The 13,426-nt window shown below is 47.9% G+C and carries 10 protein-coding genes; all 10 read left to right on the top strand.

Translation table 11 applies throughout. From position 1 onward, the window contains the following. The first annotated feature begins 25 nt into the window (after positions 1–25). The 10 genes from WJM45_RS20240 to WJM45_RS20195 all read left to right on the top strand — a co-directional run bounded on the left by WJM45_RS20240 (position 26) and on the right by WJM45_RS20195 (position 13,284). Complete coding sequence (locus tag WJM45_RS20240) at positions 26–655, top strand: hypothetical protein (RefSeq protein ID WP_341326819.1); 630 nt, start codon at positions 26–28, stop codon at positions 653–655. Between the two features lie 88 nt (positions 656–743). After that, a complete protein-coding gene (locus WJM45_RS20235) occupies positions 744–920 on the top strand; it encodes a hypothetical protein (protein ID WP_341326818.1) in 177 nt (58 codons plus the stop codon). Between the two features lie 124 nt (positions 921–1,044). Further along, positions 1,045–1,431 (top strand): hypothetical protein, encoded by a 387-nt coding sequence (locus WJM45_RS20230; protein WP_341326817.1) that lies wholly within the window; start codon positions 1,045–1,047, stop codon positions 1,429–1,431. A 29-nt stretch (positions 1,432–1,460) separates the two neighbouring features. Then, a complete protein-coding gene (locus WJM45_RS20225; protein ID WP_341326816.1) occupies positions 1,461–2,108 on the top strand; it encodes a LolA-related protein in 648 nt (215 codons plus the stop codon). Between the two features lies 1 nt (position 2,109). Next, positions 2,110–4,410 carry an MMPL family transporter gene (locus tag WJM45_RS20220; protein WP_341326815.1) on the top strand — a complete coding sequence of 767 codons (2,301 nt, stop codon included), beginning with the start codon at positions 2,110–2,112 and terminating at the stop codon, positions 4,408–4,410. Positions 4,411–4,916: 506 nt separating this feature from the next. After that, positions 4,917–7,325, top strand: coding sequence for a class I SAM-dependent DNA methyltransferase (locus WJM45_RS20215; RefSeq protein ID WP_341326814.1), 2,409 nt, complete (start codon positions 4,917–4,919; stop codon positions 7,323–7,325). Beyond that, complete coding sequence (locus WJM45_RS20210) at positions 7,322–7,687, top strand: DUF1016 N-terminal domain-containing protein (RefSeq protein WP_341326813.1); 366 nt, start codon at positions 7,322–7,324, stop codon at positions 7,685–7,687. Before WJM45_RS20215 ends, WJM45_RS20210 begins: the two co-directional genes overlap by 4 nt. Positions 7,688–7,747: 60 nt before the next feature. After that, positions 7,748–9,064: a restriction endonuclease subunit S gene (locus WJM45_RS20205; protein ID WP_341326812.1), complete on the top strand. Its 1,317-nt coding sequence runs from the start codon at positions 7,748–7,750 to the stop codon at positions 9,062–9,064. Beyond that, positions 9,064–10,122: a PDDEXK nuclease domain-containing protein gene (locus tag WJM45_RS20200; protein ID WP_341326811.1), complete on the top strand. Its 1,059-nt coding sequence runs from the start codon at positions 9,064–9,066 to the stop codon at positions 10,120–10,122. The genes WJM45_RS20205 and WJM45_RS20200 overlap by 1 nt, the downstream gene beginning before the upstream one ends. 129 nt (positions 10,123–10,251) lie before the next feature. Continuing rightward, positions 10,252–13,284 (top strand): type I restriction endonuclease subunit R, encoded by a 3,033-nt coding sequence (locus tag WJM45_RS20195; protein WP_341326810.1) that lies wholly within the window; start codon positions 10,252–10,254, stop codon positions 13,282–13,284. Positions 13,285–13,426: the final 142 nt, after the last annotated feature.

The following is a 13,426-nucleotide window of genomic DNA, read 5'->3' as shown; positions in this document are numbered from 1 at the left end:
CTCCTACTATGTATCCTTGTTCGAAATGACCGCCCTCATAAAAAGCATCATCGCCACCGGCTTGTTCCTATCCTATCCGTACCTGGTTTACCGGGGGATCGAAAGCGGCATGGTCTGGCTGGCGCCGGCTATTTTTTCCGGCCTCTATCTGATGCGGGCGTTGGCCGCACCCAGCCTGAGAGTCAAAATCTACAAAGGCCTGTTCGCGCTGGCCTTGCTGTTGGGCGCGTATTATCTGCAAACCGTCACCGCGAAAATATTGCCGGTATTGATTCAACTCATGTTGATGGGCGTTTTCGGGCGGACTTTGCTGAAAGACAAGGGACCGCCGTTTATCGAAAGCTTCGTAAGGCTGGAATTCCCTGAAATTCCTCCCGAAATCCTGGTCTATTGCCGTCAATTGACTTTGCTCTGGACAGGATTTTTCGCATTCAATGCCGCGATGTGTACAATCTTGGCAGTCTGGGGCAGCGATTTTTGGTGGACAGTCTATAACGGCATATTGATCTATACGATGATCGGCGCTCTGATGATAGGAGAGTACATTTATCGCCATTTCCGCTTTCCCGGCCTAGGCATCCCCGACCCGCGCTCGACGATTAAAACGATGATCGTCAACGGGCGAAAAATCTGGATGGATGCGCAGGCGCGTTAATGAAACAATTTTCCTTAATCTTGACCTGCCTTAAATCGCTTTCCATCGTTCTCACGCTCTGCGCCCAACGTTATAGACAAGTACCGTCATGCGTTTTGACAACCAGTTATCGGAATATCCGGGAGCTGTGCTGTTTGATAAGTCACAGAACATTGCGCATCGGGGCTTCGATAGTCGCGACGAAGGCGTCGCTCCCACAAAGGTTTCGAATGCTCTGTGGGAGCGATCCCCAGATCGCGATTTCGAAGCCGGGCGCGTTAGGTAACAATAAATGGTATCGAGGTCACATTAGCTAAGATGACATGACGGTAATACACCATTTATGTATAACAATGAACGCTCTGCATGGGAACTATTTGGGAATCCGGATGGATGCACAAACACTCTAAATGAATAAACCTAACATCACCTCATTTTGCTCAATATTTCTTTTGCTACTGCCGTTCTTTTTATCGGCAAAAGCAGCCCATGCCGTCGATACCGAGTGGGAAGTCATGCAAAGGATGCAATCGGATACGGCAGTTCGAATCGCCTATCAAGAAACCCGCATACTGGAACTTATCGACCAACCTTGGCAAGGCAGCGGTTATTTGTACTCGATGGCGCCGGATTTGATGATCAAGGAGCAATTGCAGCATGTAGCCCGTATGCAGCGCAGCGGAATACGGGAATGGCGTGGCTCCGAGCTTCCCGGATTGCGCTACGCTCCATCCGGGCTACGCTGTTTTGACCCACCTACCTTAATGTCAGTAACGCAGAGCATGGGAACCCCTTGAGAATCGGGATGTATGTACAAACACTCTAAATGAATAAACCTAACATCACCTCATTTTGCTCAACATTTCTTTTGCTACTGCCGTTCTTTTTATCGGCAAAAGCAGCCCATGCCGTCGATACCGAGTGGGAAGTCATGCAAAGGATGCAATCGGATACCGCGGTGCGAATCGCCTATCAAGAAACCCGCATACTGGAACTTATCGATCAACCTTGGCAAGGCAGCGGTTATCTGTACTCGCAGGCGCCGGATTTGATGATCAAGGAACAATTGCGACCGGAGAGGGTATTAATGGGCATCAAGGGCGACCGGATGTTCTATTTCGATCCGGCGGCTAATATGCGCCATCGAGGCGAGCTGGACGCGGCCAATCCGTTAAGCTTGCATATCGCCTTCTTCAATGCCTTGGTCAATGCCGATATCGCCTTGCTGCACAGAGTTTATCGCGTCGATTTCGACGCCCGGGAGCAAGACTGGCTGATGACGCTGAAGCCTAGGCGGGGCGACCGGTCCGGATTGACTGTCGTTATTTCAGGCCCGCCCGGACAACAAGCCGAGCGTATCGAAATCAGGCAGGCCGACGGCGATCACAGCGAATTTTTGTTGAGCAAGGATGCCGAAGGCAAAACGATCGAAACCGAAGTGAATCGCTTGTATAAAGAATTGCTGGGGAACTGATTTGCCGAAGCTACGCAATAGCCTTTTTTATCTGTTGCCGCCATTGCTGACATTGCTGGTGGCATTAACGGTCGAATTCAAGACCGACCTTTCCGCTTTCATCATCGCCGGCGACAATGCCGAAGAACTGATGCTCGCGAGCGAAATGCAGTCCGGCGCATTGTCGCGGCGTTATTTAATTTCGGTCGGCTCGGATACAGGCGAGCCGGTCACCGGCGCTTTCATCGAGGCACTGCAAGAACGCTTGAATACCATCGACGGAGTGCTCGAAGTCTGGTCGCCCGAACGACAAAACCAAAACATCGAAGCGGTGCAAGCACTATACCGCGATTACGCCGGCGCGCTCTACAGTCTTACCCCGGAATCGGACTTGGCGGAGCTGTTCACGCCGCAAGGCTTGGCGCAACGCGCCGAGTTTTTGAAACGAGCGCTCTTGTCTCCGCAAGGCGCGATGATCAAAAGCATCGCCTTGCAAGATCCCTTGTTATTGACGCTAAACGGCTTTCGCACCGTCGGCGCGCAAATGCAACAAGCCGGCATCACCAATACGCAATACCGGAATTTGATCCTGGAAACCGAGATGGCCGGATTGGACGCGCCGCAACAAAGCCGAATTCAGGCGGCGATCGATCAAGCCTTTAAAGAACTCATGCAAGCCCGGCCGGAAGCCTGGCGACTGGAAATGACCGGCGTTCCGGTGTTTGCGGTGGCAACGCAACAATTGATTCAGGGCGATATCGTCCAAATTAGCGTTCTGTCTTCCATTGCCTTAATGGCGCTGTTTCTGCTGCTATTCCGCTCGTTCGGCGCATTGCTGCAAGTATTCACCTTATTGATTATCGTGATCCTGAGCGCGATACTGAGCACCGCTTGGGTATTCGGCTATGTGCACGGCATGACGATTGCGATCGGCTCCACGTTGATCGGTATCTGCATCGACTACCCGATACATGCGGTTGCACACGCGCAAACGGTTCGCGCCGGGGACAAGACCGCGGCGATTGTCAGAATCTGGCCTAGTCTTTTACTCGGTGGTATTACAACACTGGTCGGTTATACGGCCTTGGGCGCGTCCGGTTATCCGGGATTTCAACAAATCGCGGTCTATGCCGGTACCGGCATCATTACCGCCTTGTTATTGACCCGCTTCATCCTACCGGGCTTGGTCGTCGCAGGCAGCCGTAGAACGTTAAAGGTCCCGCTTGTCGCGCGTTGGGCCAGCTTCTGCGCGCGTTTCCGGCCTTGGCTGTTGACCGTGCTGCTAGCGCTGCTAGGCTCATCGTTGTTAGGTTTGCAGTCGATACGCTGGCTCGAAGACATGCAGGATTTAACGCCGGAACTGGATTATCTGAAAGAAAACGACAAACGCATAAGGGCGCGCATGGTCAGCATTGAGCCGGGGCGTTTCGTGCTGATTACCGGGCAAGACATCGAAGCCGCACTGCAAAAAGCCGAGCAAGTTTATCCGGTGCTGGACCGATTGAAACAACAAGGCGAACTGAACGAGTATTTCGGCCTGTATCCTTGGCTGCTATCGGCGCAACAACAACAGCGTAATCAAGCGCTATTTCAAGACTATCTGACCGACGATAACCGGCAGCTCTGGCAACAGGCCCTTCGGGAACAAGGCTTGTCGATCGAACGATTAGGCCAATTCGACTATCCGAAGCAGGACCCGCTGACATTGGAGCAAGTATTCGAAACACCGGTCAAAAGACTGATAGACAGCCGTATCATCAGCACGGAGCGCCAAACCGTCGTGATGATCTGGCTGGCCGAACATAAGCCCGAAGCGCTACGGGCAGCGCTAGCTACGATCGAGGACGCGCGTTATTTCAGCCAGCGCGATATGCTCAACGACATGACCCGCGACTATACCGAAAGAGCCCGGATCTTGCTGGCGGTCGGTTTATTCATTATCGTGCTGTTATTGGCCGTGCGCTACCGAAGCCTGGTAAAAACGCTGCAAACCTTATTGCCGGCGGTATTGGCGGCGCTGTTCATTTTAAGCCTCTGGTCCTTGAGCGGCGCGGCGATCAGTTTTCTGCATTTGGTCGGTTTTCTGCTGGTCGTAGCAATTTGTGTCGATTACGGTATTTTTTACCAGGAAAATCGCGGCGGCAATATCAAACTAACCTATCAAGCGATGGCCGCCTCGATGTCCACCAGTGCGCTGGCTTTCGGTTGCTTGGGCACGGCCGAGAGTACATCGCTTAGAATTCTGGCCGGCGTCGTCGTGCTCGGCGTGCTGTTGGGTTTTTTGTTTTGTCCGCTGATTATCAAGCACCGGGAGGATGCTTGAAGATACGGTAAAAAACAACATCCCCGAATGACTTCCACGCTCCGCGTTCGTCGTTATCTAGTCAAATTTCGGCGCCGGGGCGCTCGGGCTAATGGTTTGAATGACACGCATCAGAAGCCTTAGGATTTCGTGATAAATAACGTCTTTGAACTATGCGCTTTGTTGAGGGTTCGGTAACTCGCTTGGCAGGACGCCGTGAACCCAGCACCTAAATCCAGCACCTAAATTCTATAGGTGTTTGGCAATGATTCAAAATCATGGCTTATTTAGGTGCTGGATGAATTATGCAAGATAGTTACCATAGCCAAAAGGCTATGGAATTTAGGTGCTGGGTGAATACGTCCGTGTAGGCTTGACGGCGGCTTTCCCTGCCGCCGACACCTGCCAATCGAGCAACCGAACCCTCCGTAAAATGGGGAAGTTATTTACGACCCAATCCTTAAAAAAATTGAACAACATCTGAAATGAATCAGTTCCCGATGAAACCGGGCACTCAAAGGAAAAAAATGGACCACAGTGTACACAATAAGCTGATCTCGTTTATCTGGAATATCGCCGACGACTGTCTGCGCGATGTGTACGTTCGCGGCAAATACCGTGATGTCATTCTGCCTATGGTGGTATTGCGTCGGCTCGATACCCTGCTTGAGCCAACCAAAGAAGCGGTGCTGGAAGAAGTAAAATTTCAGAAAGAAGAAATGCAAGCCACGGAGTTGGACGACGAACCGTTAAAAGCCGCCAGTGGCTATGTGTTTTATAACACGTCCAAGTGGACGCTAAAGTCACTCTTCAATACCGCAACGAACAACCAGCAAATCATGCTGGCAAACTTTGAAGAATACCTGCTCGGTTTCAGCGACAACGTCAAAGAAATCATTGAATGCTTTAACTTGAAGTCTCAGATCCGCCACATGGCGTCAAAACAGGTGCTGCTGGATGTCGTCGAAAAATTTGTCTCGCCTTATATCAACCTAACGCACGAAACCGTTGAAGATCCGGATGGCAATAAAATGCCGGCATTGACCAACCTGGGCATGGGTTATGTGTTTGAAGAACTAGTCCGCAAATTCAACGAAGAAAATAACGAAGAAGCCGGAGAACACTTTACGCCCAGGGAAGTCATTGAACTGATGACGCACCTGGTATTCGACCCGGTGAAAGACCGGCTACCACTGACGATGACCGTGTATGACCCGGCTTGTGGTAGCGGCGGTATGTTGACGGAGTCGCAAAATTTCATTGAAGAAAAATACCCGAACGACAATCGAGATGTGTATCTCTACGGCAAAGAGATCAACGACGAAACCTACGCGATTTGTAAATCGGACATGATGATTAAGGGCAATAACCCGGAAAACATCAGAGAAGGCTCAACCCTGTCTACCGATGAGTTTGCCGGTACCAAGTTCGATTTTATGCTGTCCAACCCGCCTTATGGCAAAAGCTGGGCCGGTGAACAAAAGCACATCAAAGACGGCAACGATGTGATTGACCCGCGTTTCAAAGTAAGCCTGAAAGACTACTGGGGCAATGAGGAAGTGGTTGATGCCACGCCGCGCTCCAGTGATGGTCAGTTACTGTTCCTGATGGAAATGGTCAGCAAGATGAAAGACCCGGCCGTCAGCCCGCTCGGCAGCCGAATCGCCTCTGTTCACAATGGTTCATCACTGTTTACCGGCGATGCCGGCGGTGGCGAGAGTAATATTCGCCGTTACATCATCGAAAACGATAGACTGGAAGCCATCGTTCAACTACCGAATAATCTGTTTTACAACACCGGTATCACCACTTACATCTGGGTCTTGAACAACAACAAACCCGAATCACGCCAAGGTAAGGTGCAGTTAATCGACGCCAGCCTGATGTTTCGCAAACTGCGCAAAAACCTGGGTAACAAAAACTGCGAATTTGCTCCCGAGCACATTGAAGAAATCACCCATACCTATTTGGCCTGCGCCGAAGTTGAACGCCAACTCAACGACAACCAAGACCCCATTGGCCTGGCCAGCAAGGTGTTTAACAATGCCGACTTTGGCTATTACAAAGTCAGCATTGAGCGCCCCGACCGGCGCAAAGCGCAGTTCACACCCGAGGCCATCGCGCCGCTGCGCTTTGATAAAGCCCTTAGCGAAGTGATGGAGCACCTTTACCAAGAACACGGCGAGCGCGTCTACGAAGCCGGCTTTTTAAAATCCATCGACAAAGCCATTCTCAGTTGGTGCGAAGACAACGACATCAGCCTAAACACCAAAGCCAAAAGCAAATTACTGGATGTGAAACACTGGCTGTCATTGCAAGCCCTGCACCGCGTCGCCACCGAGCTGATGGCCGCCATCGGACAGGAGGAATACAACGACTACAACCCGTTTAAAGAATTAGTCGAAGCCCAACTGAAAGCGCAAAAAACCAAACTGAGCGCCTCAGAGAAAAACGCCATTTTAAACGCCGTGAGTTGGTATGACGACAGCGCAGCCAAGGTGGTGAAAAAAGTGGTTAAACTCAGTGCGGATAAGCTTGAAGACCTGTTAGAGCGCTATGCATGTGACGAAGCCGAACTCCCGGATTTTGGCTACTACCCCACAGGCAAAAAGGGCGAATTTGTCACTTTTGAGTCGAATTCAGACCTGCGCGACAGCGAATCCATCCCACTGACCTACCCAGCCAAGGGCGAACATTCCGCCATTCATCAATACTTTGTGGATGAAGTTCGGCCCCATGTCGCCGAAGCCTGGCTCAACCTCGATTCGGTGAAAATCGGTTATGAAATCAGCTTTAACAAATACTTTTATCGCCATAAGCCGCTGCGTTCATTAGAGGAAGTTGCAACCGACATTATTCGCCTGGAACAGCAGGCGGAAGGGTTGATCGCAAATATTTTGGGTTTGAAAAATCTATCCGAGGGAAATCCACTATGAAACATGAGATGGCTAGCGTGTCCCATGAGTTCATGTCTGAGGTGAAAGCGATGGTTGAAAAGACGCGTAATACGATCGCCCAAGAAGTGAACCAGCAAATGACGTATTTATATTGGCAACTTGGAAAGCGAATCAACGAAGAAGTGTTGCAAGGGCTGCGCGCTGACTATGGGAAAAAGATTGTCACATCGCTGTCGCGACAATTGACTGCTGATTACGGCAAGAGTTTTAGCGAGAAAAACCTACGCAAGATGATGCAATTTTCGGCTATTTTTCCGTATGAAAACAATGTCGCACCACTGATGCGACAATTAAGCTGGACCCATTTCACTCTTCTGATCCCCATTGCGGATGAATTTTGAAAGCGTTCACATTGGGCAAGTTCAAAGCCGAAAAAACTGCAAAATTAGGAAGATACAATTATGGTAACTATTGCAGAAATGCCGAAGTATAAGGCTTATAAGGACTCAGGATTCAAATGGATTGGCGAAATTCCCTTAGATTGGGAAATATCAAAATTAGGAGCATGTTTATCTTCTGTTTCTTTTAAGAACTATCCAGGACTTCCATTACTTTCAATAACAAGGGAACAGGGAGTTATTGAGCGAAATATTGAAGACCAAGAATCTAATCATAACTTTATTCCAGACGATTTGAGTGGTTACAAGCTAATCAAAAAAGGTCAGTTTGGTATGAATAAAATGAAAGCGTGGCAAGGTTCGTACGGGGTATCAAAGTATACAGGAATAGTTAGCCCCGCATATTACATATTCGACTTTGCTAAAGAGATTAATCCTGATTTTTTTAACTGGGCCATCCGTAGTAAGCTCTATGTATCTTACTTCGGAAGTGCTTCTGATGGTGTTCGTATTGGTCAGTGGGACTTGTCCAAAACAAGAATGAAAGGAATTCCTTTCATTCTTCCTGATGAACGTCAACAAGGACTCATCGCCAAATACCTAGATATAAAAACAGCCCAAATCGACGAAGCCATTGCCATCAAACAGCAGCAAATTAGCCTGCTCAAGGAGCGCAAGCAAATCATCATCCAGCAAGCAGTCACGCAAGGCCTAGACCCCAACGTACCCATGAAAAATTCGGACGTGGATTGGATTGGGATGATTCCCGAACATTGGGAAGTGCTGGCTAATCGCACATTGTTTACTGAGCGCGTAGAATCAGGTAGAGAGGGATTACCCCTGCTTTCAGTTTCAATTCATTCAGGTGTTTCTTCTGAGGAGGTCTCAGAGAAGGATAATGTTCGTGGTCGCGTCAAAATCGAGGATAAAACGAAATATGTTCTTGTTAAAAAAGGGGATGTCGCTTTCAACATGATGCGTGCTTGGCAGGGTGGAATTGGTGCTGTAACGACAGAGGGAATGGTTAGCCCTGCATATATTGTTGCCAAGCCCATTGGTGCAATTGTTGCTGATTTTTTTGAGTATCAGTATCGGTGCCCTAAGTTTATACAGCAGATGGATAGATACTCTAAAGGAATTACAGATTTTCGTAAGAGATTATACTGGGATGGCTTCAAGCAGTTGAAAACAGTTGTTCCTCCTGAGAAAGAACAAGAAAAGATTATCCAGTTCATACAAGACTTGGCAACCAAGACTGAAGCAGCAGACAAGCTACTGAATGCCCAAATCGAAAAACTCAAAGAATACAAAACCACCCTGATCAACAGCGCGGTTACCGGCAAAATCAAAATTACCCCAGAGATGATAGGGTACGTGTGATGACGAAAATTATCAAAGACACCCAATACGCTAACTGGATTCAGGCATTAAAACAGCAGTTTCGCCAATCACAACTCAAAGCCGTTATCAAGGTGAATCAAACCTTGTTGCAATTTTACTGGCAGCTTGGTGGCGAAATTTTAGAAAAACAGAAAAAGACGCAATGGGGCGAGGGTTTTATTCCCCAACTGAGCAAAGATTTAATGGCGGAATTTCCTGCTGTCAAAGGATTTTCGGTTCGTAATCTTAAATATATCCGCCAATGGCGCAGCTTTTACGCGGAAATTGGGCAACAGGCTGTTGCCCAATTATGCCAACTGCCGTGGGGGCATAACCTAGCCATTATTAGCAAAACGCAAGATCACCAAGAGGCGCTGTATTATGTTCAGCAGTCATTAATCCACGGTTGGAGCCGAGCAGTACTGGTTCATCAAATGGAATCAGGCTTATGGCAGCGAGAGGGTATGGCGGTCACAAATTTTGAGCAGACCTTGCCAGCCATCCAATCCGATTTAGCACAACAATCGCTAAAAGACCCTTATATTTTTGATTTTCTGACGCTAAGCGTCGATCACAGCGAGCGCGAGCTTGAACAAAGCTTGGTTAAACACATTACCCAATTTTTGCTTGAATTAGGCTCAGGCTTTGCCTACATGGGACAACAAGTGCCAATTGCTGTGGGTGAACGAGACTTCTATTTGGATCTGTTGTTTTATCATACGCAACTCCATTGTTATGTAGTGATTGAGCTAAAAATTAACGACTTTGAACCCGAGTATGCGGGAAAACTGAACTTTTATATTAAAGCCGTCGATGAGCAATTACGTCGCGCTGGCGATCTGCCAACCATTGGCCTTTTACTTTGCAAAAATAAAGATCGCATGGTAGTGGAGTATGCGCTTAGTGATATCAATAAACCTATAGGCGTATCTGAATATCAATTAACTAAATCATTACCGAAAAATTTAAAGCCAAGCCTACCGAGCGTCGAAGATATTGAAGCAGAATTTGAAACTGAGCTGTTAGGTTCTCACGAGAAAAACCACAAAGAATCATAAAGAAAGCTATTTATACCCATCGGAGATCAAAATTCGGCACCGGGGGGCCTCCTAAGGCACTGCCGAAATTTGAAGTGCGAAAGGTATATCATAGGCTTGGTGATAATAGTACATTTTTAGGCGGGGTATATGGTCAGTCAAACAAACGAACAAGCGCTTGAAGCGGCGATTGAAAAATGCCTAACCGGCACTTGCTTAGAGGAGCTAAAAGCGGGCGTTCAAGAAGTAACACCTGATTTTCATAATCAACTTTATAAAGTTGGTCAGGCATCAGATTTTAATAGCCAATATGCCATTGACGAACGCTTTTTCTGGCAGTTTCTGGAAAAAACTCAGGAACAAGAGCTGGCCAAGCTTCAGAAAAACAACCCGGGTGATTGGCAACGTAAGCTGCTTGAACGTTATGACCGACTGATCAAAAAGCACGGTATCTTACATCTATTGAAAAAAGGCTTAAGTGTCGATGATGCGCATTTTAACCTGCTGTATCCCGCACCACTCGCCAGTAGCAGTGAGAAAGTAACGCAGAATTTTGCAAATAACATTTTCAGCTGCACAAGACAGGTTCGGTACTCGCTTGCCAATCCCCTGCAAGAGATCGATATGGTGCTGTTCATCAATGGCATTCCTCTGGTTACGCTTGAGCTAAAGAATGCTTGGACGGGGCAGACTGCGCGTTATCACGGCCAGAAACAATACCGTGAAGATCGAGATACAACACAGCCGTTACTGACGTTTGGACGTTGCTTGGTGCATATGGCGGTGGATACGGATGAAGTTTACATGACCACCAAATTGGCTGGGGAAAGTACCTTCTTCTTACCGTTTAACAAAGGGCATAACCTGGGTCAAGGTAATCCCCCAAATCCGCAGGGTCATAAAACAGCTTATCTTTGGGAAGAGATCTTCACCAAAGACAGTATTGTCAACATCATTCAGCACTTTGTTCGGCTAGATGGCGGCGGCAAAGATCCATTGCCAAAGCGAACGCTCTTCTTCCCGCGTTACCATCAGTTGGATGTTGTTCGAAAGTTGGTCGATCATGCGTCGAACAACGGCGTCGGTCAGACTTATTTGATTCAGCACTCTGCCGGTTCAGGTAAGTCAAACTCGATCACTTGGGCGGCTTATCAGTTGATTGAAACCTACCCTGCATCGGAAGCGGTATCCGGTGGCAAGAGCCTGGAGCAACCTTTGTTTGACTCGGTGATTGTTGTCACAGTCAGACGACTATTGGATAAGCAACTCAGAGACAACATTAAGGAATTCTCTGAGGCCAAAAATATCATCGCGCCGGCGCATAAGTCATCTGAGTTGAAACAAGCATTAGAGAATGGCAAGAAGATCATCATCACGACCATTCAAAAATTCCCCTTTATTATTGACGGCATTAGCGATCTGAGTGATAAACGCTTTGCCGTGATTATCGATGAAGCACACAGCTCGCAGTCGGGTTCGGCGCACGACAGCATGAACCGAGCCATGGGGCGCACAGATGTCGAAGAAGCGGAAGATGCGCAAGACAAAATTCTGCAAGCCATGAATTCACGCAAAATGCGTGGCAATGCCTCTTATTTGGCGTTCACGGCAACTCCGAAAAACAGCACCTTAGAGAAGTTTGGCCAGAAGCAAGCAGACGGCACATTCAAACCGTTTCATCTGTATTCGATGAAGCAAGCGATTGAAGAAGGCTTTATTTTGGACGTGCTGGCCAACTACACCACCTACAAAAGCTACTATGAGATTGAAAAATCTATTGCCGAGAACCCTGAGTTTGATACTCAAAAAGCCCAGAAAAAGTTAAGGGCTTATGTTGAGCGAAGCCAGCACACCATCGATACCAAGGCCGAAATCATGCTTGAGCATTTCATTCCGCAGGTAGTGAATGCCAAAAAGCTTAAGGGCAAGGGCAAAGGGATGGTGGTGACTCAAAATATTGAGACAGCGATCCGCTATTACAAAGCCATTCGTCGAGTGTTGGAAGCGCAAGGCAATCCGTTTAAGGTTCTAATCGCCTTTTCCGGCACCAAGGAAGTGGACGGTATTGAGTACACCGAAGCGGATATCAACGGCTTTGCAGAAACCGACACCAAAGACAAATTTGATACCGATGAGTATCGCTTATTGGTGGTTGCCAATAAGTACCTGACCGGCTTTGACCAGCCCAAGCTTTGCGCCATGTATGTCGATAAAAAACTCGCCGGCGTTTTGTGTGTGCAAGCACTATCCCGCCTTAACCGCAGCGCGCCCAAGTTGGGTAAAAAAACGGAAGACTTGTTTGTTTTGGATTTCTTTAACTCCGCTGAAGATATTCAGGCTGCATTTGATCCGTTCTATACCGCGACTTCGTTGTCTCAGGCAACCGATATCAATGTTCTGCATGAGTTGAAGGATGCTCTGGACGAGGTAGGGGTATATGAGTGGTACGAGGTAGAGAATTTTGTTGCGCGTTTTTTCAACAATGAAGACGCGCAAACGTTAAGTCCGATTATTGATACCGCAGCGGCCAGATTTGAGAGCGAATTGGAGCTGGAGCCTGACGCTAAAGTAGACTTCAAAATCAAGGCCAAGCAGTTTGTTAAGATATACGGCCAAATGGCGTCGATCATGCCTTATGAGATGGTGGCATGGGAAAAGCTATTCTGGTTCCTGAAGTTCTTGATCCCTAAACTAAAAGTTGCAGACCCCGATACGGATGCCATCGATGAACTGCTGGAGTCAGTAGACTTGAGCTCATACGGTTTACAACGTGTAAAGCTCAACCATGCAATCAAGCTGAACGATCAAGAAACTGAGCTCGACCCACAAAACCCTAATCCTCGCGGTGCGCATGGCGGCGAGAAAGAGGCGGATCCGCTAGACGAAATCATCCGTTCCTTTAATGAGCGCTGGTTCCAAGGATGGAGTGTGACGCCTGAAGAGCAAAGAATTCGTTTATTGAGTATGCGAGATGCACTGACTAAACATCCGGATTTTAGGAGTAAGTATCTGGAAAGCGCCGATCCCCACAACCAGCATTTGGCTTTTGAAAAAATGGTGAAGGAAATCATGTTACAAAAACGAAAGGATGATTTGGACTTCTATAAGCTTTGGGCAAATGATGCCGCTTTTAAAGCTTCGCTCATGAACAGTATACAGCGTATGGTTGACGGATATATATAATGGTATAAGCCGTATTGATCATGAAGAGCTAATTATACCTTTCGCACTTCAAATTTCGGCAGTGCCGAGGCCGAATTTTCATCTACGATGAGTATATTCACATCCTCCTATCGTTCCTACGCAGAGCGAAGGAACGATAATT

The sequence above is a fragment of the Methylotuvimicrobium sp. KM2 genome (assembly GCF_038051925.1).
In the GTDB taxonomy this organism is placed as follows: domain Bacteria; phylum Pseudomonadota; class Gammaproteobacteria; order Methylococcales; family Methylomonadaceae; genus Methylotuvimicrobium.
Note: the sequence above shows the minus strand (reverse complement) of the source record. Positions and strands in the feature narration are given on the sequence as shown.

Bases quoted from the DNA above. Each gene is read 5' to 3' on its own strand.
- WJM45_RS20240 (WP_341326819.1), top strand. From the start codon at position 26: ATGACCGCCCTCATAAAAAGCATCATCGCCACCGGCTTGTTCCTATCC.
- WJM45_RS20235 (WP_341326818.1), top strand. From the start codon at position 744: ATGCGTTTTGACAACCAGTTATCGGAATATCCGGGAGCTGTGCTGTTT.
- WJM45_RS20230 (WP_341326817.1), top strand. From the start codon at position 1,045: ATGAATAAACCTAACATCACCTCATTTTGCTCAATATTTCTTTTGCTA.
- WJM45_RS20225 (WP_341326816.1), top strand. From the start codon at position 1,461: ATGAATAAACCTAACATCACCTCATTTTGCTCAACATTTCTTTTGCTA.
- WJM45_RS20215 (WP_341326814.1), top strand. From the start codon at position 4,917: ATGGACCACAGTGTACACAATAAGCTGATCTCGTTTATCTGGAATATC.
- WJM45_RS20210 (WP_341326813.1), top strand. From the start codon at position 7,322: ATGAAACATGAGATGGCTAGCGTGTCCCATGAGTTCATGTCTGAGGTG.
- WJM45_RS20205 (WP_341326812.1), top strand. From the start codon at position 7,748: ATGGTAACTATTGCAGAAATGCCGAAGTATAAGGCTTATAAGGACTCA.
- WJM45_RS20200 (WP_341326811.1), top strand. From the start codon at position 9,064: ATGACGAAAATTATCAAAGACACCCAATACGCTAACTGGATTCAGGCA.
- WJM45_RS20195 (WP_341326810.1), top strand. From the start codon at position 10,252: ATGGTCAGTCAAACAAACGAACAAGCGCTTGAAGCGGCGATTGAAAAA.